Origin of the sequence: Rheinheimera pacifica (genome assembly GCF_900108485.1) — a bacterium.
GTDB classification, from domain to species: domain Bacteria; phylum Pseudomonadota; class Gammaproteobacteria; order Enterobacterales; family Alteromonadaceae; genus Alishewanella; species Alishewanella pacifica.
Genome location: NZ_FNXF01000003.1, coordinates 228,362 through 252,638, shown reverse-complemented (window position 1 = coordinate 252,638; position 24,277 = coordinate 228,362). Strand labels below are relative to the sequence as shown.

Sequence of the window (24,277 nt, the reverse complement as noted above, 5' to 3'; positions counted from 1 at the left end):
AGCAAGTGTCTGCCGTGGCAATTTTATTGCGTGGTCTGTGCAGACGAAGGAACCCGTTATGTTTTCACTATCAGATGCAGCGCTTCGCAAAACCTTTTTTCTAGGCTCGTTACTGTTTCCGCTAAGCGGGCTCTCTGCAGATACAGCAGCAGATACAGCTAAAGTTAGCTGGCCAAAGGCTGACACGGCGTTAAAAACCGATGCGGCAACCGAGCAACAGCTGGATGCCTTGCTGGCAAACATGAGCATAGCGCAGAAGGTGGCGCAAATTGTTCAGCCGGAAATTGGCTATCTGAGTGTTGAGCAAATGCGCAAATACGGCTTTGGCTCTTATCTTAATGGTGGCAACACTGCCCCCTATGGCCAGAAGCAGGCGGATGCCAAAACCTGGCTTAAGTATGCCGATGAAATGTATGCCGCCTCGGTTGATAGCAGCAAAGATGGCAGCAGCATTCCAACCATCTGGGGCACTGATGCGATGCATGGCCACAGCAATGTGTTTGGTGCCACGCTGTTTCCGCACAATATTGGCCTGGGAGCCGCCAGAGATGCGGATTTAATCCACCGCATTGGCCGCGCTACCGCCAAAGAAGTGGCGGCAACCGGTATCGAGTGGATGTTTGCACCTACCGTTGCGGTGGTAAGAGATGATCGCTGGGGCCGCACCTATGAGAGTTATTCCGAAGATCCTGAAGTTGTCGCTGCCTATGCCGCGCCGATGGTAACCGGGGTACAAGGCGAAATTGGCGCTGATTTTTTAAGCTTTTATCACCGTATTGCCACCGCCAAGCATTTTATCGGCGATGGCGGTACCGAAAACGGCCTTGACCGTGGAGATACGCTGGCCGATGAGCAAAGCCTGCGTGATATCCATGCTGCCGGTTACTACACTGCTATCAGCGCCGGGGTGCAGTCGGTGATGGCGTCATTTAACAGCTGGAACGGCAAGCGGGTGCATGGTGATCACTACCTGCTGACCGAAGTATTAAAACAGCAAATGGGCTTTGACGGCTTTGTTATAAGTGACTGGAACGCGCATAAATTTGTTGATGGCTGCGATTTAGAGCAATGCGCCGCGGCCTTTAATGCCGGCGTAGACGTAATGATGGTGCCCGAGCACTTTGAAGCCTTTTACCACAACACCGTGCAACAGGTAAAAGACGGTGTTATTACAACCGCAAGGCTTGATGATGCAGTACGGCGGTTTTTGCGTGCCAAAATACGCTGGGGCGTATTTACGCGTGGCAAACCCTCAAGCCGGCCGGAATCGTTAAAGCCAGAGTGGTTTAATGCGCCTGCACATCGTGAACTGGCCCGGGAAGCGGTAAGAAAATCGCTGGTACTGCTGAAAAACAATAATAATATTCTGCCTGTTTCGCCAAAAAGCCGGGTACTGATTGCCGGTGACGGCGCCGACAATATTGCCAAGCAAGCCGGTGGCTGGAGTGTGTCCTGGCAGGGTACAGATAACACTAATGCTGATTTTCCTAACGCTACGTAAGTTTATGCCGGCTTACGCCAGCAAATTGAAGCCGCCGGTGGTACGGTAGAACTCAGCGAAGACGGCAAATACAGCAGCAAGCCAGATGTGGCCATAGTGGTTATTGGCGAAGAGCCCTATGCAGAATGGTTTGGCGATATTCAGTTGCTGGAATATCAGCATGGCAATAAGCGCGATTTAGCGCTGCTGCAACGCTTAAAGCAGCAGAATATTCCTGTGGTAACAGTGTTTCTAAGCGGCCGGCCGCTGTGGGTAAATAAAGAACTGAACGCTTCTGATGCTTTTGTCGCAGCCTGGTTACCCGGCTCGGAAGGGCAGGGTATTGCCGATGTGTTACTGAGAGATAGCAAAGGCAACATCCAGCATGACTTTAGCGGCAAGCTTAGCTTTTCCTGGCCGAAGTATGATGATCAATACCTGCTTAATGTCAAAGATGCGCAGTATGAGCCGTTGTTTGCTTATGGCTACGGCCTTACCTATGCCGACAAGACTATGCTGGCGCAACTTTCAGAAGTGACCCGCGCAGCGCCAAAACAACACAGCGGCGAACAGCTGCCGTTGTTTGTCAGAAACCTGGCCGACGGTTTGGCGTGGGCATTATCAGACAGCACAACAGGGCAAAAAACGGTTAATACGTCGTCAGCGGTGAGTGGCGATGGTAAAAGTTTATCGATGCAGTCCGTTAACTTAGCCTATCAGGAAGATGGCCGTAAGTTTGTCTGGCAAACTGAGGGTGGCAATGCCAGTACCAGCGCAACAGCCAGCCTGAAATACACCGCGCCGCAGCCATTATCCGCGCTTGCAGACAGTAAATTTATGCAGATGAGTATCCGCCTTGATCAAACACCCTCTGCAGATGTCAGCATAGCGCTGATGTGTCAGCAGTCATCATGCCTGCGCTCAGAATCGCTGCTGCCGCTTTTATCTGGCCTTAGCCGTGGCCAATGGCATACTATCGCTTTGCCGCTGTACTGCGAAGGTGCCAGGGCACCGCAAGTAGCAGAAGATGCCATGCGGTTAAGCACAACACAGCCGTTTAGCCTGGCCCTGGCAGATATAGCGCTGGTGACTGCCGTTACCGAAGCAACACAGGTACTTGACTGCGCGCAGTAATCAGGGTGATATCGTGCCTGGTAATAACAGGCACGGCACAATATTTAGCGCTAAGCCTAAGGCAGTGAAGTGATCCTGAACTAAGTGATAGTGAAGTGAAAGTAACTTGATAAAGTTAGAATCAAAAACACAGCTGTTCTGGTTATGCCAATATTGTGGTTGGGTAGCTTATGCTGTGCTTACCGAACTGATGATTAAAATGCCCGGCCAGGAGCCGTGGGCAATTCATCTGCCTCATCTTTTGCTGGATACCTGCTGCGGTTTTTTTATTACCCTGCTGTTAAGGCGGCTATATGCCTGGTTCAGGCAGGAACCGGCCGGTGTAAGCGTTTGCTTGCATATTATCTGTTTACTGGCGGCGTCACTGCTGTGGACCCAGTTTAAATGGCATACATTGCAGTGGTTTTATGGCAGTTGGTGGCAGCCAATGACCTGGTTCGACTTTGGCACCTGGACCTCGGCCTCGCTAACCATGCTGGCAACCTGGACTGCCGGTTACTATGGTATAAAAATCTATCTGGATAATGCTGAGCAAAAGCATAAAGCGGCAGAAGCGCTGCATCTGGCAAAAGAGTCACAGCTTAAAATGTTGCGCTACCAGCTCAACCCGCATTTTATGTTTAACAGTATCAATGCTATTTGTACCCTTATTCTTAAACAGCACAACGCCAATGCGGTAACTATGCTGGAAAAACTCTGTGACTTTTTGCGCTACAGTTTATACACCGATCCGCTGGCAAAAATCACGGTACAGGAAGAAATTGCGCTGTTGCAAACCTATATTGATATTGAACAGTGCCGTTTTCAAAGTGAACTTAATGTACAGATCAGTGCAGACAAAGGCTGCAATTCTGCGCTGATGCCATCTTTACTACTGCAGCCGCTGGTTGAAAATGCCTTGAAACACGGTATTGGCAACAAGAACAATATTGCTATTGCTGTTAATTTTAGCTGTGACGACAGCCGGTTACATATCAGAGTTAGTGATAGCGGTACTGGTTTTAATCTGGCAGAGCCGGCCTCGCGTGGCATTGGTATGAAAAATTGTCAGGACAGACTACAACTGATCTACCCCGGCTCGAGTTGTTTTAAGCTGGGCAATGATGAAAAGGGTGGTGCCTGGATCTGTATGTCAATTCCGCTGGAGACGCTTGAGAGCCTTTGATGAAACCACTGAAAACCTTGCTGGTAGATGACGAATACAGTGCTATCGAAGGGCTGGCCATCAGGCTGGCCGCCTTTTCGCAGATCTCCATCATCGGGCATGCCTGTAGTGTTGATGAGGCCATGGCATTGATCAGTGAATCTGCACCGGATTTGATTTTTCTCGATATTGAAATGCCCGGTAAATCGGGTTTTGAGCTGATTAAACAGCTGCAGCCGGAATCGTGCCCGGCGATTATTTTTGTTACGGCGTTTCATCAATATGCCGTTAAGGCGTTTGAAGTACGGGCACTGGATTATTTGCTTAAACCGGTAAAAAAAGAGCGTTTGGCAGAAGCTATTGCCCGGGTATCATCCAGGTTGGATAGCCCGGCCAATAAGCAGCATATGTTGGAAGTACGCGACATCTTGCTAAATGGTGACACCGCCCGGCTGACTGAGCCTGGCAGTGCATACCGCATTGAGCAGGAAAAACTGGTGATCCAGGACGGCCATCACCCGGCGCAATTGATCCCCTATGCCGATATCTTATGGATAGATGCCGCTGGCGACTATATGTGTGTGCACACCCGGGATGATACCTTTGTGATGCGGGCCAGATTAAAAAGCCTGATCAATGACGTGCTGCCCGATGGCTTTTTGCGTATTCATAAATCAACCATTGTTAACCTGCAACATGTCGCCAGGCTCGAACCGTTAATCAATTCAGAGTACAACCTGACGTTAGTGAACAGTAAATCGCTGAAAGTCAGCAGAACTTACAGCAGGCAGCTAAAGCTCAGTTTGTCTGGCGATAAAGCCGGTTGAGTTGAAGGGAATGCATTACCGGTAGTGCTAACCTGCATAGATAAATCAAACACGCTAAAACTAAAACGCCGCTTAACGGTAATAGCTGAGCGGCGTTTTTTATTTGAATTTATCGGTGCGTGCTACATTTTTTGTCTGGTAACATCAGCCTGTTATGTTAACCGGATGATTGTTGTTTAGAACCAGGTTTCCAGTTCCAGGCCGATAACCCGTGGCGCATCCAACGGTGCATAGAACAGCCCGTCGTTGCCAAATGCCAGGTTTTCAATAGCTAAACCACTGGCTTTTCGCTCATTGGTCAGGTTTTCACCAAACAGCCGTAGCGCAAATTTATTGCCGACGTAGCCTAATTGTAAGCCTAACTTGGTTGTTGCCGCCTGACGGATATCGCCCCTGGCACGTAGCGATGTTTCGCCGGTAAAGCCAACTTCGGTACGTACATAAATGCCGTTGAACCATTGGTAACGTAGTGCCAGGCCGCCATCATATTCCGGTACAAACTGGATGGGCTGATGGCGCACGTTAAGTGTCTCATCCACTTGTAAATCCCGGTATTTGGCGTCGACATAACCTATATGGGCATCCAGTGAAAATGCACTGCTGACTTGCCAATGTCCTTCCAGCTCCAGCCCTTTACTACGGATGGATGCATCTGAACCAATAAAGTCTGAACTGACGGGACGACCTTGTTTATCGGTAGCGATTTGTATTTCCTGCCAATTGTCTGAATTTATGTAAAAAACCGCGCCGGACAGGCGCATTTTTCGATCTGCTGAGCGCCATTTAAAACCGAGTTCACGGCTCCATAAAGTTTCGCTGTCGTAAGAAATAATGTCGTCATCGGCCACCCCTTGCTGCATGGCGACGAGGTTAAAGCCTCCGGGAATATAGCCGCGTGCAGCCGAAGCATGTACGGCCAGGTTGTCTGTCAGTTTGTAATGAAATGCCAGCCGCGGTAGCAAAATATCGTAGGTTTTAGCTAACTGCGCTTCAGGGTATACGACAACTGAGCCAAAGCCTAAATCGAGGGTGCCGGCTTGCTGTACGGTACTGCGTTTGGCCTGATCATAGCGCAAGCCAGCCGTGATGCGTAATTTTGTTGACGCATAGAAATTAGCAGAACCAAATAAACCGAAGTCTTCACTTTTTTTGCGCTGAACCGGTGCAGCAATATAAGCGTTAAGATCGCCCGGGCCAATAAAGGTGGCTTTAATATTGTCGTTTGTTGCCTGGTAATACGAGGCGCCTACCATGTAATCAAAGCTGTCGCTCAGCAAAGAGCTAAAACGAGCTTCAACATTATTAAACGTTTCGTCATTAGCTTCCCGTCCTGCTACGGCGGGGGTGGCAGTCAGGTCAAAGTCGAGGCCTTTATGATCTTTTTCTACCTGCCGGTGAGACGTCGCCAAATCCCATGCACCGTATGCCGCTTGATAGGTAGCACTGAGCCCGGCAACAAACTGCTGTTCGGTAAAATACTTAGGTGCATCTTCGAAGTAGGTCCAGTTATCTGCTAAGCGTCCATCGTTAAACCTGTCGGCATAGAGTTTGTTATATAACGACAGATTAAGCGGAACGTATTGCTGGCCGAAAATACCTGGCGCATCCAGATCCAGCCAGTAGGCGAGGGCATTAACTGTTAACCTGTCGTTAGGGGTCCAGCGTAATCGGCCTTGCAGATAGTGTTCGGTGAATTCGCCGGTTTCGCCGGTAGAGGTTGCTTTATTTTTTAAGTAGGCATCCTCGCGGGCTAAGGTAAAAGCAATTGATCCTGTCAGAGTGCCTGGCAACAGTGAGCCGCTAAGGGCGCCGTCGGTTTCAATACTGTTACCGGACGGAAAGTGCGTGCCTGTGATGCGGATATTGCCTTCAGTTGTTTCAGTTGGCGGTTTGGTGGTCACCAGAATTAACCCTGATTCGGTATTGGCACCGTAGAGTGTTGCCTGCGGCCCGCGCAGCACTTCAACCGATTCGATCTGGTTGAGTACGGAATTGCTCAGTTCCCTGAAAGGGATGCCATCAATATAAACGGCGGCGCGGTTAACGATAAAGGGATTTGACTCTACGCCACGTACGGTAATAAAAATACTACCCCGCTGACCAAACTCAGCGAATTGAACGTTGGGCACCAGATCGTCAATACGGCTGAAATCCCGCAAACGTGCCTGATCAATCGCCGTAATGCCCAGTACGGTAACTGAGGCGTCGCTATCCTGGAGTTCGGTATTGCGTTTGGTGGCTGTAACGACTATCCGTTCGACTTCATCGGTTGTCGTGTTTTCTGATGTGCTGTCATCTGCCCAGGCAAGCGGACCATAGCACAGGAGGAGCGACGCAGAGCAGGCGCCTTGCAGTACGTGTTTAAGCATGATATTCCCTAAATAGGTAAGCGCGGTTATTAATTAGAATTATTTCTGTATTATCCTGACAGCTAAAAAGGGCGCCACTCCAAAACCGGTAGATGCTCCATAGCTGACAAAGTGTTATGGTATATCATTGCAATTTGTAATCAGGGCGCCGGAACAGTAATGCTCAAACGTGACATTGATAGCTATGGCGAGCATGCTGCTCAAATCTTCAGCAGCAGTGACGACTCAACCTTGTTGGTTCGTTCTGCATTCAAAACATTTGAAGGCGAAATCCCTGCCAGCCCCTATCTTCGGATAGGCTTAAATCTCAATGGTGGCGGCCTGCTTAAGCAAAGAATTGGGGCAACGTGGATCGAAAAAACATGGCGCCGGGGAGCCATCACGGTATGGTCTCCTCAACCCTGTTACGCTATATGCCCTTCGGTAGAGATGCTCGGGCTTGCGCTAAACCTTGAGGCATGGTGCCGGGATTGCACTGCGGAACAGTTAAGCATAGCGCCCCTGCAAATTATTAATGATGATTTGGTCTCAGCGATACTGATGGCGCTGTGGCGTAGCGCGCAAATCTATGGTGTATCCACAGTGTTTTTTGAACAGGGTGTGGGGCAAATCCTGGACCGGCTTTTCGCTAAAAATTCACCACCCCCTGCGCTGCAGAAGCGGCGGCCTTTAACGAAAAGAGCTTTAGTCCGCGTTGAGGAATTGGTTAAAGGCAGACTGCAAGCCGGCATTAGTGTGGCGCAAATGGCCGGGTTGCTACAAATGGATGAGACCAGCTTTGCTAAATCTTTCGCCTGTTCTACCGGCTTGACTCCCTTTGCCTATATTACTGCACAAAGAATGGAACAGGCTCAGGCGCTGCTGAAGCGTGGTGTTAGTGTCACCGATGTAGCAACCGCGGTAGGTTATGCCAATCCCAGTAAATTTGCAGCAGCATTTCGCCGTTACGTTGGTATAGCGCCAAGTGTCTGGCGAAAGATGAGCAATTAAAGCGGCGACCTTGTCGCTAATGTGTGCTTTGAAGTGTGTTGACATAGTTATGCAAGGAAAACGATGTCAGGAATTATCACTCCGGTTATTCCATAGCGGGCTGCGCCAATGCTTCCGTGCCTGGCGCTTTAGTTAATTTATTCCTGCAAGCTATTGGCAACTACCGCAACACAGTTGGCGATCATCATCCTTTGCGGCGTGGGTGGGTTGCACAAACAAAATATGGTTCTCCAGCAAAATATGCTGCATTAAATCTTCTTTCAGCTCTTTTAAGCCAATGTACAGTGCGGTCCAGGTATTGCAAGCATCTGCCGGCAACGTGATGTCATTGGTCAGTTGGTCAAGTTTTTCCAGCGCATCGCCATGTTGCAGGTGTTCTTCCTCCATCACACTGATGGGCCCTGCCGGATAAATACCGCCGGCCAGCATCGGAAACAGAATTTGCTCTTCTTTCATCATATGGCTTTCTAATTCCTGATACATATCGCCCAGATGATCGGCCAGGCCTGTCGGGCACTGCGGGTCCAGCGCATGAACATGTTCAACTCTGCGCGCTAACCGACACAGCTCAGGCAGCTGCTGGCGATGCCGCTGATGAAAGCGGGTTAAAATATGTTCGATAAGCTGTTTTACCGGTACTGTGCGCCAATCGATATGCTCAGTGGGTTGCTGCTGCAATGTTTGCAATGCATTCACCACAGCGTCTGCCGGCAACTGCCGTTTGGCCAGGGCTTCGCGCAGGCTAAGTTGGCCGCCACAACAAAAATCCAGTTTGTACTGATGAAATACGGCGGTAGCGCCGGCTACGGAAGTGGCGATCTGGCCTAAAGATTGATCCAATAATGACATAGGTACTCCTGACTAAGTAATTAACATGCCGGGCAAAGCTCCCGTCTGGTTATAAATGGCAAGAGTCAGGCCAAAACTACCACCTTTGATTTATATGGCTTTATTTACAGCTATGGTAAATTGAACCCAGCTAAATCAGGGTTAAAATAACCCAAGGGTCATAACTACCATGTTGGAAGAAAGTTTAATTGCAGATTTGGTGACAGATCTGCCGGCAGCTGTGCGCTTACAGCGTTTAGTCAGCACGTTACGCAATCATTTTGGCTGTGGTGCTGTAGGGTTGCTTAAACTTGAGCACGACATATTAAAGCCGGTGGCTTTACATGGATTAGTGCGCGAAGCACTTGGGCGCCGGTTTATGGTTAGCCAGCATCCGCGGCTGGCTGCTATTTTAGCCAGTCGCAATCCGGTGCGGTTTGAGCCTGACTGCGGCTTGCCGGACCCCTACGATGGTTTATTGGCAGAGCAGCCGGGCCAGGCGCTGCCGGTGCACGATTGTATGGGCATAGCCCTGTACATTGAAGGCCGTTGCTGGGGGGTATTAACGCTGGATGCGTTAGAAGCCGGTAGTTTTTCGGCGGCAGCTGTATTTGAACTGCAGCGTTATAGCTTGCTGGTCGAGGCGGCGGTGCGTACCACTGAGCTGGAGCAGGCTAACCGGGCACTGCGGCTGAATCATCAGGCCGACGAACAGCAATTTGAACCGGCTGCCAAGCTGCGCTATGAACTGATTGGCCAGAGTAAAGTACTGCAGCAAATTTTGCAGGAACTTACCGTAGTGGCAAATTCTGACTTGCCGGTATTGCTGTTGGGCGAAACCGGGGTGGGTAAAGAGCTGTTTGCCCGGCATTTGCACCGCAGTTCAGCCCGGGCAAGTAACCCGATGATTTACCTCAATTGTGCAGCGTTGCCGGAAAGCCTGGCGGAAAGCGAATTGTTTGGTCATAACAAGGGCGCTTTTTCCGGCGCGCACAGTGAACGGGCGGGGCGGTTTGAAGCGGCTGATGGTGGCACTTTGTTTCTGGATGAAGTGGGTGAGCTGCCGCTGTTGGTGCAGGCTAAACTGCTGCGTGTTTTACAAAACGGTGAAATTCAGCGGCTGGGATCTGATAAAACGCGACTGGTGAATGTGCGCCTGGTTGCCGCCACTAACCGTGATTTGAAGCAACAGGTTAAAAGTGGTGAGTTTCGCGCCGATTTATATCACCGTCTGTCGGTCTATCCTTTACCCATCCCGCCTTTACGTGAACGGCGCGATGATATTCCGCTGTTGGCCGGGCATTTTTTAGAGCTGAACCGCAGCCGGCTTGGGCTCAGAGCCCTGCGTTTAGCGCCGGCTGCTGAGCTGGCATTGCTAAGCTATGACTGGCCCGGTAATGTGCGTGAGCTGGAGCATGTTATCAGCCGCGCGGCAATTAAAGCATTAAGCCAGGGGGCGGCACGCAGCGATATTGTCACACTGGGCGCTGAGCTATTGGATATTGACAGCGTAGCGCTAGCAGAGCATCACACGGCGCTGAATAACCCGGTGCAGCATAATGCGGCTATTACACTTAAGCAGGCCGTTAACCAACTGCAGCGGCATATGATACACCAGGCATTAACGCAGCATGAGGGTAGCTGGTCACAGGCCGCAAGACAGTTAGAGCTGGATCCGAGCAACCTGCATAAACTGGCTCAGCGGCTGGGGTTGAAATAATGTGGCATATTACTAAGCTGTTTTTTTGGCGGCTGTTAGCATTAACAAGTTTAATTTTGGGGCTGATCGGTATTCCTTTACCCGGTTTGCCAACGGTACCCTTTATTCTGCTGAGTGCCTGGTCGGCCGGTAAAGGTTGGCCGGCTTTAGAGCAGTGGCTGCTGGCACATTCGCGGTTGGGCCCACCGGTATTAGCCTGGCGCGCCCATGGTATAGTGCCGCGGCGCGCTAAATATCTGGCCGGCGGCATGATGACACTGAGCGCCATACTGATTCAATTCTCAGCTGCTCCGGTAGTACTTAAGTTGTTGTTACCGCTGTTTTTGCTGTTGGTAGCATGCTGGTTGTGGCGCAGGCCTGAACAAATAACACAGGATAACAAGCATGACTAAGCCGTTTAGCCCGCCTCCGCGGAACACGCTTGCACTGAATCAGCAGCAAGCTATGCGCTACAGCCGCCAGCTAATGCTCCCGGCAATGGACTTTCGTGGGCAGGAAGCGTTGCTTGCCAGCAAGGTGCTACTGGTAGGTATGGGTGGGCTCGGCTGCGCCGCCGCACCTTATCTGGTGGCCAGTGGGATCGGCAGTATTACTCTGGTAGATGATGACAATATTGACCGCAGTAACTTACAACGGCAGATCCTGTATCGCGAGGCTGATATCGGGGAAAGTAAAGTACAGCAAGCTGCAGCGAGCTTACAGGCGCTAAACTCTGACATAGCCATTAACGCTTTGCAGCAGCGCTTGACTGCCGATGACTTAGCGCAGCTGGTACCGCAGTTTTCACTGGTACTGGATTGCACCGATAACCTCGCCACCCGCAATGCCATTAACGCCGCTTGCGTGCACGCCAAAGTGCCGCTGGTATCCGGTGCTGCTATCCGCTTTGAAGGCCAGGTCGCCAGTTTTAGTATGCAGGGCGACGGCGCTTGTTATCACTGTTTAAGCCAATTGTTTGGCGAGCAGCAGTTAACCTGTATGGAAGCCGGCATTTTAAGCCCGGTAGTAGGGGTTATCGGCAGCATGCAGGCGCTGGAAGCGGTAAAAATTCTTGCCGGAGTCGGTACGCCGTTATACGGCAAATTACAGCTGTTTGATGCGTTAACCGGCAAATGGCAGCAGTTTAGTTTAAACAAAGATCCGCTATGTAGTGTCTGTGGTTAAATGGTGTTTAAGATACATAGTTTTATAAGGACACGCTGCATTTACAATTGACAGGTTTTTTCTTTCAGTAAGACATTAAGGATGTCGTGGTTCAGTGAATAGTCTACCGGCAGGTCGATAACATGCACGCCGGCAGTGCTCAGGCAGCTGTTCAGAATGTGTTTAAAATGTTCATCATTCCCGATGCGGTAACCTTTAGCACCAAAACTTTGCGCATAGCTGACAAAATCCGGGTTATTGTACTCCAGGCCAAAATTGGCAAAGCCCATATCTTGCTGTTTCCACTTGATCATACCGTAGGCATTGTCGTTCAGGATGATCACCACCAGGTTCAGCTGCAGACGAACTGCGGTTTCTAACTCCTGTGAGTTCATCATAAAACCACCATCACCACATACCGCGACTACCTGGGTTTGAGGCTGCAGCATTTTAGCCACCATTGCACCGGGCAGGCCTGCACCCATTGACGCCAGTGCATTATCCAGCAGCATGGTATTGGCTGAGTAACATTTGTAGTTACGGGCAAACCATAATTTGTAGATGCCGTTATCGAGGCTGACAATGGCATTATCGTCCAGGCGCTGACGCAGCAGATGCACCAGCCGTTGCGGCAACATCGGAAACCGGCTGTCAACAGCGTAGGTGGCCAGATGCTGCTCCAGTTCTGTTTTGATGCGGCTGAAATAGGAAAAATCCCAACGCTGCTTGTTTTGGATAAGTTTCGCCAGTTGTGCTACAGAGAAGGCGATATCGCCAACCACATTAAGCTGCGGAAAATACACCGCATCTACAGCAGCCGGTAAGAAGTTGACATGAATAACCTGCTTGCCGCCATGCTGCATAAAAAACGGCGGTTTCTCCACCACATCGTGGCCAACATTAATAACCAGATCCGATTTAGCAATGGCGCAGTGCAAAAAATCGTGGTCAGACAAGGCCGCCGAACCGAGGTACAACGGGTGGCGCTCATCGACCACGCCTTTGCCCATCTGAGTGGTAAAAAAGGGAATGCCGGTAGCGTCAACAAAGGTGGTCAGCGCCTGACAGACACTTTTGCGGTTAGCTCCGGCGCCAATCAGCAGCAGCGGGCGTTTGGCGGCCTCTATCATGGCTGCTGCTTTGTCCAGTACCTCTTTTGCCGCATGAGGGCGCTGATGGCCAACCACGGGGTAGATGGTGTCTGCGCATTGCTCTGCGGCAATGTCTTCCGGTAATTCCAGATGCACCGCTCCTGGCCTTTCTTCGATGGCCAGCCGGAATGCTTCGCGTACCAGCGGGGCAATGGTATTGCCATTAACAATCTGTTTGCTGAATTTGGTGACTGGACGCATTAAATCCACTACATCGAGGATTTGAAACTGACCTTGCTTACTGGTCTTAATCGGTTTTTGGCCGGTAATCATTAACATTGGCATAGCGCCCAACTGGGCAAAGGCGGCAGGCGTAACCAAGTTGGTGGCGCCGGGGCCAAGGGTAGCTAAACAAACACCAGGCTGGCCGGTTAAACGACCATAGGTAGCGGCCATAAAGCCAGCGCCTTGCTCATGCCGGGTAAGCACGAAGTGGATACTGGAGTTTTTTAGTGAATTGAGAAAATCGAGATTTTCTTCACCCGGAACACCAAAAATAAATTTAACGCCTTCATTTTCCAGTGTTTTTACAAATAAGTCAGATGCTTTCATAGTAGTCTTCCTAATGTAACGGATTTAAAGGACGTCGATATGGGTTTCGTTTGTACAATCAGACGCACTGCTTCACAGTAGCCCTTTCACGGCACATTGCAACAGTATCATTTTAGGGTAAATTTCAGCGGTAGATAAAAAATAATCCCAACGCCGGCTTCACGCTGATTGCCGCCGGGCAAATACGCGCGAACAATGGCGCCGGAACAATAAGTGAGATCAGGCTGGTTTGCCCGGCTGTCCAAGGATATCGCTATGCACCATTTGCAGCAGCTTATAGGCATCGGTTAAACCGCAGTTTTCGTGGTCGCGTTTTTTATAGCCCTGTGAGGTTAGCTCTATATGCCAGGTGGGTACTACGTTTACGGTGGCGAGGGTTTGCTTTACGCAGTTAAGCGGGCAGCCATCTACGGCCAGAATAGGCCGACCGGACTGCGCAACTTTTACCAGCTGTTTTACCTGGCCGCCAACACCGGCAATACAGGACATTTGTGCCGAGCCTTCCCGATCCAGTACCACGGCCAGATCGTTGGCAAGTTGCGCCACGTTAGAGCAGCCAGAGCAGGAGTATACCAGCGGTTTGTTATCGTAATCGATGTTCATTTTTTGTTCCGTCATAGCAAGAGCATTCACCCAGTGTAAAAGCCATGACGGGTTGCGGCTTGATATAAATCAAAGCCGCGGCAGGCTTACCTCTTCAGAGGTAAGGTCACATTAACCTGGCCGGCCGTCTGGCCTTGGCGTGGTTAGCACCGGAAAATACACCAGTACGTATAGTCCATACGCCAGCACCCAGCCGCCTATGCCTAGCCATAGCCATTGCATAGTCTGGGCCGGCCACAGCCAGATTAATACCGTGCGGCTGATGGCTGCAGCCAGTACCAGTAAAAACGCCAGCGACATAATACGGTGCGGTTTGAGCATACGGCCGCTGTGGCCTAATGATACCCGCGCCATCATGCTTAAAATCATGCTGCCCATGGCACCGGCGGTTAACGCGTGCAGCGCTATGCTGTTGCTGATATTTACCCCGGCGTAGCGTGCGCTGTATAGCGCTAACCCCAGCGGTATACACCAGTACGCCAGATGCAGCGACCACAGTAGCGGCACTTTAACCGTAAGCCAGATTTTCCAGCGCAGGCAGCGCAGGGCAGTTAGCAGGGCACTTAAGGCAAATAAGCTGCTGATAGCCAGTGGCGGCAGGTATTTGTTCAGGGCAAAAAAGTGCAGTACAAATATCAGCCATAAAGAACCCAGCGCAGCGCGGTCGAGCCAGACCATGGCTTCAACCTTTTTAGTTTGGGTGCCATTGGCGGTAAACATCGGCAGCACCCGGCCACCGACTATCGCCATCAGCAGCGTAACCAACCAGATGGCGTTTTGGCTGCCCAGCTGCATTAAATCATAGCGATTGTAGGCCACACCGATATACATCAGTGCGTTACAGGCGGTCAGCAGCAACAGCAGCGGTATAAAAAACAGGTTGCGCTGCTGGCCGGTTTTAATCAGAGGTATGGCTAACAATACCGCGCACACCGGCAGAAAGCTTAAATCCACTGCGGCCACCAGATACAGTGGTAAACCCTGGCCAAACAACAACAGCAGACGGGCGCTTAACCACAACAGGCTGATAAACAGCAGGCTTTTACCATGCGGCGCGCGCAGCCCGGTCCAGTTTTGCACCGCGGTCAGTAAAAAACCGATCACAATAGCGGCAACAAAACCAAACAACATTTCATGGCTGTGCCAGAACAGTACATTGGCAAAGGGCTTTAGCTGAATATGGCCGGCCAGAGCCAGGCCCCACAGCAGCATAGCAATGGCACTAAAGGCCGCGCCAAATAAAAACATCGGCCGAAACGCCTGGCGCAACAGTGGCAACAGCTTTTGCTCGGTTGCCAGATCAGTAATTTGCATGGTTTATCCTTAGCTTAAAGAGGTTGATCCTCATCGCGTAAAAAATTCTCTGTACGTGCCTGAGCCAGCTTTTGCTGGTATTGCGCGGCCTGGTTGGCAAAAAACATGGTGATCATGCACAGCGCCAGTACGCTGTATAAAATCATAAAACAGCCGGTGACAATCCCCAGAACATCCTGCGCCACACCAAACAGCACCGGTAGCGTACAGCCCCCGAGGGCACCTATCGCTGCAACAAAGCCACCGGCGCTGCCCATATGGTGCGGGTAATAATCGTGGATCACTTTATACACACTGGCGCGGCCAAAACCCTGGGCCACGCCGATAATAAAAATCAGCAGTGTAAACCACCAGACATTGAGGCCAATCTCCAACTGCACATCTTTTTCCAGGCCATGCACAATCAAGGTAGTAGGTGGGTAGCTAAGAAAGAACAAACACACAAGGCATACCCAGAATACGCTCCAGTTTACTGCGCGGCCACCGTAGCGATCAGCAAACCAGCCGCCCAATGCCCTTACCATGCTTGAGGTGGCGACAAAAAACAGTGTAAACGCCATAGCTTGTTGTGCATTCATGGCATAGGCCTGCATATAGTATTGTGGCAGCCACAACAGCAGCGCTAAAAAACTGCCAAACACAAAGTAGTAGTACAGGGAAAAACGCCAGATACGTGCATCTGATACCAGTGTACGCAGGCTAAGCGCTGCGGCCTGAGTGTAAGCCTGAGCAGGCTCTGCCGGTGACAACAGGGCAAACAGCAGTGCGATCAGTAACATACCTGCAGCATACAGCGGCCCCACCCACTGCCAGCCAAGGTAGGTTACCGCCAGCGGCACCAGCACAAAGGTAATGGCAACACCGGCATTGCCCACGCCAAATAAACCCAGCGCCCGGCCCTGGCGGCTTGAGGCAAACCATACGCTGACATAGCGCACCCCAAAGGTAAAAGACACACCGCTGATACCAAACCAGAGCCCAAGCCATAAATAGCCGCTGTAGCTGTTTACCAGCGGCAGCAGTAACAGCGCCGGTATGACTGCCAGCATCTGGTACAGCCATAAGCGCCGGCTACTGACACGGTCTGCCAGTATGCCAAGCGGCACCCGCAGTAAGGCGCCGCTTAATATAGGTGCCGCCAGCAGTATGCCGTATTGTGTAGCGTTAAGCGCCAGTTGCTGTTGTAACGCTATGCCCATTACGGCGTATAAGGTCCAGACCGAAAAGCAGGCGGCAAAGGCCAGCGTGGCCAGCAGTAGCGCCCGGTTAGCCCGCGGCAGCGTGGCCTGTGCCAGCGTGGTGGGAGTAGTATGCTCCATCGCAAAATATCCGCTAATCAGTATTACAGCTTAGTGTAACGCCAAAGCTAATTGCTGCTGCAGCGCAGAGGGCGTACCTCTGACGCGCTGACTAAGGCGGGGCGGGGCAGGTTATTACGCCAAAGTGGGTAGTGGCTGCTGAAATGCCGTGCCATGGCGGCGGTCGCCGGTCTACCTATAAGTTGGTATCTGTTTGTTTTATAGTAAGAAACTGGCGGTTCGGCTTTGTTTTATATCAATGATTTTGCCGCTTCAGCTCTCTACACTTGGCGCAGTTTATCTGTTAATCCTATGGAGAGTATTATGGCTGGACCTGCTTTAGCTACTGCAAGCGGCAGTAGGTTAAACCTGCTGAATTTCGCTGAGCAAAAAGTAAAAATGCTGCACCTGACCTGGTTTGCCTTCTTTTTAACTTTTGTTATCTGGTTTGCCCATGCGCCGTTGCTGATTCATATTAAAGACGCCCTGGCACTGACCGATGCTCAGGTTAAAGCCCTGTTGATCTTAAACGTGGCGATAACCATCCCGGCACGTATTGTTGTGGGTATGCTGGTCGACCGTTATGGCCCGCGTATTATGTATTCCCTGTTGTTGTTTATCTCAGCACTGCTGTGTATTGGTTTTGCCTTTGCGCAAACTTACGATGCACTGGCATTGTTTCGTTTTTTACTCGGTTTTGTCGGAGCTGGTTTTGTCGTCGGTATCCGCCTGGTAGGCGAGTGGTTTCCGCATCATCAGGTGGGCACTGCTGAAGGTATCTATGGTGGTTGGGGAAACTTTGGCTCCGCCGCTGCAGCCATGACGTTACCGGCGCTGGCGCTGGCTTATGGCGGCGCTGATGGTTGGCGCTATGCTATCGGTACTGTCGGTGTGATCAGCGCAGTGTATGCGCTGGTATTTTACAAATATGCCCGTAATACCCCTAAAGGCTCGGTGTATTTTAAGCCGAAAAAAACCGGGGCTATGGTGGTATCCAGTTGGGGCGCTTTGTGGGGCTTAATCTTAATGAATATCCCTATGCATCTGGCGCTAGGCATGCTGGCCTGGCGTTTGTCACCGGCCGGGGTTAACCTGTTCACCACCGATATGATGTATGCGTTATGGGGCGTGCTGTTGTTGCTATTTATCGTGCAAACCCAGCAAACCTGGCGCATTAATGCTGAGCATTTACGTGCCGGAGTACCGGAGGCGGATAAATACAGCTTTAAGCAGGTGGGGATATTAAATATTGCCTACTTTGCTACCTTTGGCTCTGAGCTGGCAGTGGTGTCGATGCTGCCATTGTACTTTCTGGAAACCTTCGAAGGTTTAAGTGCGGTGAAAGCCGGGTTACTGGCGTCGGGTTTTGCCTTTATGAACCTGGTATCGCGGCCAATGGGCGGCTGGTTTTCTGATAAATTTGGCCGGCGCAAAAGTATGCTGATCTTAATTGGCGGTTTAGCGGCCGGTTATTTCCTGATGGGCCTGATGGACAGCCACTGGTGGATCCCGCTGGCAGTATTGGCCACCATGGCGTGTAGCTTCTTCGTCCAGGCCGGTGAAGGTGCGGTGTTTGCTATAGTGCCGCTGATAAAGCGCAGCATGACCGGGCAAATTGCCGGCATGGCCGGGGCTTACGGTAATGTGGGGGCAGTGGTGTATTTAACGGTACTGAGTTATGTCAGTTACAGTATGTTCTTCTACGTCATTGCCGCCTCTGCCCTGGTGGGCCTGGTTGCGGTCATGTTTTTGGACGACCCGAAAGGCCATATTACCGAAGTAGGAGAAGACGGTACTGTGCACCGGATTAATGTTGGTTAATGTTACTACTGCCGGAAAAAGGACTAACAAGTGAGCGGATCTGAATTGCAACTTCGCTACAGCCATCTCTGTGAGGCGGGTATTAAGCCCGCCAACGAGGATGCGGTGGTAGTCAATGTGGCTCAAGATCCGCACTTGTTAACCTACAAAGGCGCCTGTTTTGCCCTGGCCGATGGCGTCAGCACGGCTGAGGCCGGCCAGCAGGCCAGTGAGCGCGCGGTAAGCCGGTTTTGCCGCGAATACAGCCAGACGCCGGACAGCTGGTCGGTGGCCTACAGCGCCACACAGTTGCTGGCCACCATTAATAATGAGCTGTACGAGCTGAGCCATCAGTTTGTCCACAACCAGAAAGGTTATCTGACCACCTTTACCGCGCTGATTATTAAATCGCAAACGGCGCATTTTTTTCATATTGGCGATAGCCGGCTGTACCACTGGCGTGACGGTGTATTGGTGCAACTTAGCCAGGATCACACCACGGTATTATCCGGGCAGCGTCAGTTTCTTGGCCGGGCGCTGGGCATGGATGCACGGGTTGAGCTGCAGCAGGGTAGCCAGAGTTTACGCCCCGGTGACAGGTTTTTGCTGTGCTCTGACGGCATATCCGATTTTATCAGTGCCGACGAGCTGCAGCGTGCGCTATCAAACGCGGCTGATTTAAACCTGACGGCCGCACAATTAAAGCAGCAGGCTTTGGCGCAGGGCAGTGATGATAATCTCAGCCTGATCCTGGTAGAAGTAACAAGGTTACCGCAGCAAAGCCTGGATGATTTAAACCAACATCTTACCCGGTTGCCGTTTCCGCCGGCGTTAAGCGTGGGCATGAAGCTGGACGGCTATAAAGTGCTGAGCGAGCTGTTTGCCAGCAGCCGCAGCCACTTATATTTGGTAGAAGATGAGGCAAGCGGCCGGCATTTGGTATTAAAATGCCCGTCGCTGAATTACGATGACGATGTCTTATATATCGACCGTTTTATTCGTGAAGAGTGGATTGGCCTGCGCATTGAATCTGATTATGTAGTCAAGGTAGTACGGCAAACCCGGCCCCGCAGCTTTTTGTATTACTTAATGGAATATCTGCCGGGCCAAAGTTTAGAGCAGTGGTTCGAGCGCCAACCTAAGCCGTTAAAGCCGGCACTAGCCATTAAGCTGGTAAAACAAATTGCTGAAGGTTTAACCGCGTTTCATCGCATGGGGGCTATTCATCAGGATTTAAAACCCGGTAATATTATTTACCTTGCTGACGGCCGCTTAAAAATTGTCGACTTTGGTTCGGTGTATGTGGCTGGCCTGGCCGAAATATACAGCCCGCTGCAGCATGAGGCTGCGCTGGGCACGGCAGCGTATTCGGATCCGCACTATTTACTCGGGCATAACTCCGGCGTGCAGGGTGACATTTACGCTCTGGCCACCATTGCCTACGAGCTGTTCAGCGGTGGCCATTTACCCTATGGCAATGCAGTAGAAGAATGCCGCACCGCAGCCGATTACGATAAACTGCGCTATCGCAGTGCCAGTCAGTTTAATCCGGTTATTCCCACCTGGTTTGACCGTGCCTTGCAAAAGGGCGTTAGCCTGGATTTATCGCAGCGCTACCAGAGCATTAACCAACTACTGACGGACTTACAGCAACCGAATCCTGAGTTTTTGCACGAAGAGGTGAAGCAGGAGCATAGAACCAATCCGCTGTTATTCTGGCAACTGCTTTCCGGCTTCTGGTTTATTACCTTATTGCTGGTAGTGTGGTTGTTTTTGCTGCGGCGTTAAGTTGTGCTCTAATGAACTTGCTGCGCTGTCTGGAATCAGATTAGTGTGCTAGGATGTCGCTATATTTACAGTACAGAGGTGATTATGTATCCAGCTGTAAGAACTGTTCGGAAACATCAAAGAAAATCTGAGTTAGATGATAACAAAACCCTGATGGATATTGGCGTTCGAGCATCACGTACTGCGGTGCAACAAGCTTTGGATGCAGGAGTGTCTATTACTTTTGTTGAAAATGGTGAGATGGTGAAATTGGACGCTGGCAACAAAAAAACTTTCTTAAAGCGTGTTACCGTTAAACCTGAGCTAAAACTCAGAGATTTACTTTGCCAAAATTGAGATTGATTGCCGGGCCTAATGGCTCGGGCAAAACAACTTTAACAACACAGTTAAGAGAGCGTTATGCTGTTCGTCTTGGGCAGTATCTTAATCCTGATGATATTGCAAAGCATATTAATTTAACTGAATTGTTGCAGCAATTTTCTAATTCAAAGAACATTGATTTATCAGAAGGTAATACCTATCAAGCTGCTAAGCTAGCGCAACAAATTGCACTTGGTCTTCGTGAGGATTGGATCAGAGATCAGTTGTCTTTTAGCTATGAGTCAGTAATGAGTCACGAGAGCCATCTTGATTTCTTCCAGCGTGCCAATACTGCCGGATATAAAGCCTATCTTTATTACGTGTGTACGTCGGATCCTGAGGTAAATGTTGCCAGGGTTGAGCAGCGGGTTGAACTCGGCGGGCATAGTGTACCCAGAGATAAAATCGTTCAAAGATACGAGAGAAGTCTCAAGCTACTACCTGAAATGGCACGAGCATCGCGCAGAAGCTATTTCTTTGATAATTCCACCCGACAATTAACCTTTATTGCTGAAGTTACACCAGATGGTTACCTTGATATCGTAGAGAAGAACTTTGATCGTGCTCAGCCACTCTGGTTTGCTGAAAGTGTAATTAAACACTGGGCTCGCGATAAAATCCGTCTCAGTAAAGTTTAATATCAGCTTTTCGGCCTGAACGCTTTAATCACCGCCTCATTGCACTGCAAATAAGGCCCGTTCATTAAATCGATGCAGTAAGGCACGGCCGGAAACACCGCATCTAAACACTGGCGAATGGCTTTGGGCTTACCCGGCAGGTTGATAATTAAACTGCTGCCGCGCAAGCCGGCGGTTTGACGTGACAATATGGCCGTTGGTACATATTTTAACGATTCAGTGCGCATCAGCTCGCCAAAGCCGGGCATCATTCGGTCACACACCGCTTCGGTGGCCTCCGGCGTAACGTCGCGTTTGGCCGGGCCGGTACCACCTGTGGTGACAATTAAACAGCAGCCTTGGTCATCACAGAGCTCGCGTAGCGTTTGCTCAATTAACGGCTGTTCATCAGGGATCAGCCGGTATTCGCTTTGCCAATCGCTGGTTAAATAGTCGTTTAAAGTATCGATAATAGCTTTACCGGATAAGTCTTCATAGACGCCTGCACTGGCGCGGTCGCTTACCGTTACTATACCGATTTTAGCAATTTGCCTGGTCATTATTATTCCTGTTGTTGCATTGGGGCGTAATCATACGCCCCTACGGTGGTGTTACGCCGATCGATTTTTATCAGCCGGTTGCCATACCGGCCAGATTCAGCCAGTAGCCGTTGCTATCGGTTGCAGCCAGCGGTTGTGGTGCTGTGCCGTTGATGTTGGCTTTAAACTTTGTCAGCCAGTCAAAGGTGCCTTGTGGTTGTGGGCTTAACCGTACTATATCCACCATGCCTTGCATAGCCGGTAACTGATTAATCAGGTTATAACGGCTGCCGGACTGCGTTTGAATACCGTTTAGCACAAAAACAGCAGTGCCATCCTGGCTGGTTGCCTGGCGCCCCTGGGGGTAGTTAATACAGCACAGCTCACACTGATCTTTACTGCGGTTTTCCGAGCGGGCAGTAAAACAGCGGCCACTCCATGCCAGCGGCAAATGGCCAAAGCCGAATACCTCGGTTTCAAAGCAATCGCGGATATCGCTGATAACACCCTGGCTTAGCAGCGTATCCAGCCAGTGCTGTGATAACTCTACCGGCATTACCCAACGTGTTAGCCCCATCGCAACCAAGTGGCGTAAGCTGTGCTGGTTGTAGCAGTTTATTGCGGCGCCGGCGACAAACGGCAGGTTATGTTGCTGCAGCATGCTAATGGCGCCAACATCATTGGCCTCAACTAAAAACTCACCGTTATCAACATACTTACGTAACTCCCGCAGCTCACCGGGTGCCTCATATAAGGTCATTGACGACAAGCACACTTGTTTGCTGGCTTCGCGCAGCATCTGTGCCAGCGCCATATAGTCATCAAATTTCAGCTCACGCCTTTTGCTGCATACCGTTTCCCCCAGATAAACAATATCTACCGTTGAATCAGCGGCGTCGCGGTAAAACTGCTGCATCTGCGCTTTTGGCCAAAAGTACAGCACAGGCCCCAGAGAAAATTTCATCAGATTATTTCCATTTACGATGATAAGCACCGAGTGTGGTTTGGCTGCCTTCTGCCAAGCCTGCCAGCACCTGTTGCCACTGCTGTTGCACGCTAAAGCGCTGCGGATCAGCCATTACTGCATCAATGGCAGCGCGCCACACTTGAGTAATTTGCGTGACATAAGCCGGGCTGCGCTGGCGTCCTTCAATTTTTAACGACTTAATGCCTTCGGCATAAAGTTGTGGCAGCAAATCCAGGGTGTTTAAACTGGTGGGTTCTTCCAGCGCATGATAAGTGTCTGCGCCAACGTTAAAACGGCCTTTGCACAAGGTCGGGTAGCCGGCAGTTTCGTTTGGTGCAAAGCGATCAATTAATATGCCGTTTAAGCGCGATTCCAGCGTGCCGTTATTATCCTGCCACTGCACAAAAGCCGCCGGTGAGCAGGCGCCAGCGGTGTTGGGCGACTGGCCAGTCATGTAGGAGCTTAAATAACAGCGGCCTTCGGCCATAATGCACAGGCTGCCAAAGGCAAACACCTCCAGGTCAATATCACAGCTTTTTGCCAATGCCCGCACTTGTTGCATTGATAACACCCGCGGTAATACCACACGGCTGATGCCAAACTGGCGGTAAAAATTAATCGCGGCGGCATTGGTGGCGGAGGCCTGCACCGACAAATGCCGCTCTATCTTAGGATAGCGCCCGGCGGCATAGGCCAGCACGGCGATGTCAGCCAGGATCAACACATCGGCACCGGCATTGGCTGCAATATCGACGGCTTGTTGCCAGCGCTGATAGTTATCCGGGTGCGCAAAAGTATTAATGGCTACATGCAGTTTTTTGCCGTGCTGGTGCACAAAGCGCGCAGCTTCTTTTAGCCTGGCTTCGTCAAAATTCAGCCCGGCAAAATGGCGGGCATTGGTATCATCTTTTAAGCCGATATACACGGCATCGGCGCCATGTTCGATGGCCGCCTTTAACGCCGGCATACTGCCGGCGGGGCAGAGCAGCTCCATTTTTACTTCCCTTGCTTAACTTTTTTTACCTTGGCTACCTCCGACAGGGAATAGCCAAATGTGGTTGTGCTGTGGTTTTATTATAGGGCCGGAGACGATAGGAATGCTTATATATGTTTGATATTAAAAGAGTTAACTCTAAGTTGGTAGCGGTTCTACCTACAATGCTGCGCCGGCTTACCCGCTGTGCGCCAAAAGCCGCGCAGACCAGCATGTTACAGTTGGCGTTAAACCGGTTTTTCTATCCGGAACTAAGCACGGGCGAGCTGAGTTTTTTGCAGGATAAGAGCGTGGTGGTAAGTGTGGCAGATATTGCGCTGGAGTTTGGTATCAGCCTTAACGGTAAGCAGTTGCAAGTGCAGTTGCAACCGGCACAACAGGACTTGTTGTTAAAAGCTGAGCTGGCCGATTTTATCGCCATGATCAGTAACCAGGTAGACCCGGATACGCTGTTTTTCCGCCGCCGGCTGCAAATGCTTGGCGATACAGAGCTTGGCCTGTACTGCAAAAACCTGCTCGACAGCATAGGACCGGAGCGTTTACCGCTACCTTTAACGCGCGGCCTGCAATGGCTGGCACAACAACAAGGGGCCGCTGCGTTAGCAGATACCAAGCCCGCGGTGGAACAACGTTAGGCCGGCACTTAGCCAGTCTGCCGG

22 protein-coding genes and 1 pseudogene are annotated in these 24,277 nt (G+C 50.8%); 14 read left to right on the top strand and 9 right to left on the bottom strand.

Annotation, left to right across the window (positions count from 1 at the left end; all coding sequences use genetic code 11):
• Positions 1-58 precede the first annotated feature (58 nt).
• From BLW68_RS21370 to BLW68_RS05680, 5 genes and pseudogenes are all read left to right on the top strand, one after another.
• The gene (locus BLW68_RS21370) at positions 59-1,501 is read left to right on the top strand and encodes a glycoside hydrolase family 3 protein (RefSeq protein ID WP_245728277.1); all 1,443 of its coding nucleotides are present in this window, start codon (positions 59-61) and stop codon (positions 1,499-1,501) included.
• Positions 1,502-1,519: 18 nt separating this feature from the next.
• A pseudogene (locus BLW68_RS21555) lies at positions 1,520-1,969 on the top strand (glycoside hydrolase family 3 protein); the annotation flags it as partial.
• Between the two features lie 24 nt (positions 1,970-1,993).
• Positions 1,994-2,614 (top strand): putative glycoside hydrolase, encoded by a 621-nt coding sequence (locus BLW68_RS21550; protein ID WP_281246195.1) that lies wholly within the window; start codon positions 1,994-1,996, stop codon positions 2,612-2,614.
• Between the two features lie 106 nt (positions 2,615-2,720).
• Positions 2,721-3,779: a sensor histidine kinase gene (locus tag BLW68_RS05685; protein WP_177172162.1), complete on the top strand. Its 1,059-nt coding sequence runs from the start codon at positions 2,721-2,723 to the stop codon at positions 3,777-3,779.
• Entirely contained in the window at positions 3,779-4,585 is an 807-nt protein-coding gene (locus BLW68_RS05680; protein WP_092791168.1) for a LytR/AlgR family response regulator transcription factor, read from the top strand. Before BLW68_RS05685 ends, BLW68_RS05680 begins: the two co-directional genes overlap by 1 nt.
• Positions 4,586-4,761: 176 nt before the next feature.
• Here BLW68_RS05680 and BLW68_RS05675 read toward each other — a convergent pair whose 3' ends face one another.
• Positions 4,762-6,954, bottom strand: a complete 2,193-nt coding sequence (locus BLW68_RS05675; RefSeq protein WP_092791166.1) for a TonB-dependent receptor — start codon at positions 6,952-6,954, stop codon at positions 4,762-4,764.
• 159 nt (positions 6,955-7,113) lie between these two features.
• Here BLW68_RS05675 and BLW68_RS05670 point away from each other — a divergent pair, with 159 nt between their 5' ends.
• Complete coding sequence (locus tag BLW68_RS05670) at positions 7,114-7,944, top strand: helix-turn-helix transcriptional regulator (RefSeq protein ID WP_092791164.1); 831 nt, start codon at positions 7,114-7,116, stop codon at positions 7,942-7,944.
• A gap of 150 nt (positions 7,945-8,094) precedes the next feature.
• Here the strand turns inward: BLW68_RS05670 and ytfE are convergent, their stop codons facing one another.
• Positions 8,095-8,793, bottom strand: a complete 699-nt coding sequence (ytfE, locus tag BLW68_RS05665) for an iron-sulfur cluster repair protein YtfE (protein WP_092791162.1) — start codon at positions 8,791-8,793, stop codon at positions 8,095-8,097.
• Positions 8,794-8,962: 169 nt separating this feature from the next.
• Here ytfE and norR point away from each other — a divergent pair, with 169 nt between their 5' ends.
• The 3 genes from norR to BLW68_RS05650 are packed head-to-tail and all read left to right on the top strand — an operon-like array spanning position 8,963 to position 11,656.
• Positions 8,963-10,492, top strand: a complete 1,530-nt coding sequence (gene norR, locus BLW68_RS05660) for a nitric oxide reductase transcriptional regulator NorR (RefSeq protein ID WP_092791160.1) — start codon at positions 8,963-8,965, stop codon at positions 10,490-10,492.
• A complete protein-coding gene (locus tag BLW68_RS05655) occupies positions 10,492-10,884 on the top strand; it encodes a YbaN family protein (protein WP_092791158.1) in 393 nt (130 codons plus the stop codon). The genes norR and BLW68_RS05655 overlap by 1 nt, the downstream gene beginning before the upstream one ends.
• On the top strand, positions 10,877-11,656 hold the full coding sequence (locus BLW68_RS05650) for a HesA/MoeB/ThiF family protein (protein WP_092791156.1): 780 nt from the start codon (positions 10,877-10,879) through the stop codon (positions 11,654-11,656). Before BLW68_RS05655 ends, BLW68_RS05650 begins: the two co-directional genes overlap by 8 nt.
• A 41-nt stretch (positions 11,657-11,697) precedes the next feature.
• On the opposite strand, the gene BLW68_RS05645 is transcribed toward BLW68_RS05650, so the two are convergent.
• The 4 genes from BLW68_RS05645 to BLW68_RS05630 form a co-directional block, all read right to left on the bottom strand.
• Positions 11,698-13,338, bottom strand: a complete 1,641-nt coding sequence (locus tag BLW68_RS05645; RefSeq protein ID WP_092791154.1) for an acetolactate synthase large subunit — start codon at positions 13,336-13,338, stop codon at positions 11,698-11,700.
• Positions 13,339-13,557: 219 nt separating this feature from the next.
• The gene (locus BLW68_RS05640; protein WP_092791152.1) at positions 13,558-13,941 is read right to left on the bottom strand and encodes a putative zinc-binding protein; all 384 of its coding nucleotides are present in this window, start codon (positions 13,939-13,941) and stop codon (positions 13,558-13,560) included.
• 111 nt (positions 13,942-14,052) lie between these two features.
• Entirely contained in the window at positions 14,053-15,255 is a 1,203-nt protein-coding gene (locus BLW68_RS05635) for an NnrS family protein (RefSeq protein WP_092791150.1), read from the bottom strand.
• Positions 15,256-15,269: 14 nt separating this feature from the next.
• Entirely contained in the window at positions 15,270-16,574 is a 1,305-nt protein-coding gene (locus BLW68_RS05630; RefSeq protein ID WP_092791148.1) for an MFS transporter, read from the bottom strand.
• A 303-nt stretch (positions 16,575-16,877) separates the two neighbouring features.
• Here BLW68_RS05630 and BLW68_RS05625 point away from each other — a divergent pair, with 303 nt between their 5' ends.
• From BLW68_RS05625 to BLW68_RS05610, 4 genes are all read left to right on the top strand, one after another.
• Positions 16,878-18,374 (top strand): NarK family nitrate/nitrite MFS transporter, encoded by a 1,497-nt coding sequence (locus tag BLW68_RS05625; protein ID WP_092791146.1) that lies wholly within the window; start codon positions 16,878-16,880, stop codon positions 18,372-18,374.
• Positions 18,375-18,404: 30 nt separating this feature from the next.
• Positions 18,405-20,141 carry a bifunctional protein-serine/threonine kinase/phosphatase gene (locus BLW68_RS05620; RefSeq protein WP_092791144.1) on the top strand — a complete coding sequence of 579 codons (1,737 nt, stop codon included), beginning with the start codon at positions 18,405-18,407 and terminating at the stop codon, positions 20,139-20,141.
• Positions 20,142-20,225: 84 nt separating this feature from the next.
• Positions 20,226-20,477, top strand: a complete 252-nt coding sequence (locus tag BLW68_RS05615; RefSeq protein ID WP_092791142.1) for a hypothetical protein — start codon at positions 20,226-20,228, stop codon at positions 20,475-20,477.
• Complete coding sequence (locus BLW68_RS05610) at positions 20,465-21,139, top strand: ATPase (protein ID WP_092791140.1); 675 nt, start codon at positions 20,465-20,467, stop codon at positions 21,137-21,139. The genes BLW68_RS05615 and BLW68_RS05610 overlap by 13 nt, the downstream gene beginning before the upstream one ends.
• A gap of 2 nt (positions 21,140-21,141) precedes the next feature.
• Here the strand turns inward: BLW68_RS05610 and mog are convergent, their stop codons facing one another.
• The 3 genes from mog to ubiU form a co-directional block, all read right to left on the bottom strand.
• Positions 21,142-21,678, bottom strand: coding sequence for a molybdopterin adenylyltransferase (mog, locus tag BLW68_RS05605; RefSeq protein ID WP_092791138.1), 537 nt, complete (start codon positions 21,676-21,678; stop codon positions 21,142-21,144).
• 70 nt (positions 21,679-21,748) lie between these two features.
• On the bottom strand, positions 21,749-22,621 hold the full coding sequence (locus BLW68_RS05600) for a U32 family peptidase (RefSeq protein WP_092791136.1): 873 nt from the start codon (positions 22,619-22,621) through the stop codon (positions 21,749-21,751).
• A 4-nt stretch (positions 22,622-22,625) separates the two neighbouring features.
• On the bottom strand, positions 22,626-23,618 hold the full coding sequence (gene ubiU / locus BLW68_RS05595; RefSeq protein ID WP_092791134.1) for a ubiquinone anaerobic biosynthesis protein UbiU: 993 nt from the start codon (positions 23,616-23,618) through the stop codon (positions 22,626-22,628).
• Between the two features lie 113 nt (positions 23,619-23,731).
• Between ubiU and ubiT the strand changes: the two genes are divergently transcribed.
• Positions 23,732-24,253: a ubiquinone anaerobic biosynthesis accessory factor UbiT gene (ubiT, locus tag BLW68_RS05590; RefSeq protein WP_092791132.1), complete on the top strand. Its 522-nt coding sequence runs from the start codon at positions 23,732-23,734 to the stop codon at positions 24,251-24,253.
• The last annotated feature ends 24 nt before the right edge of the window (positions 24,254-24,277 follow it).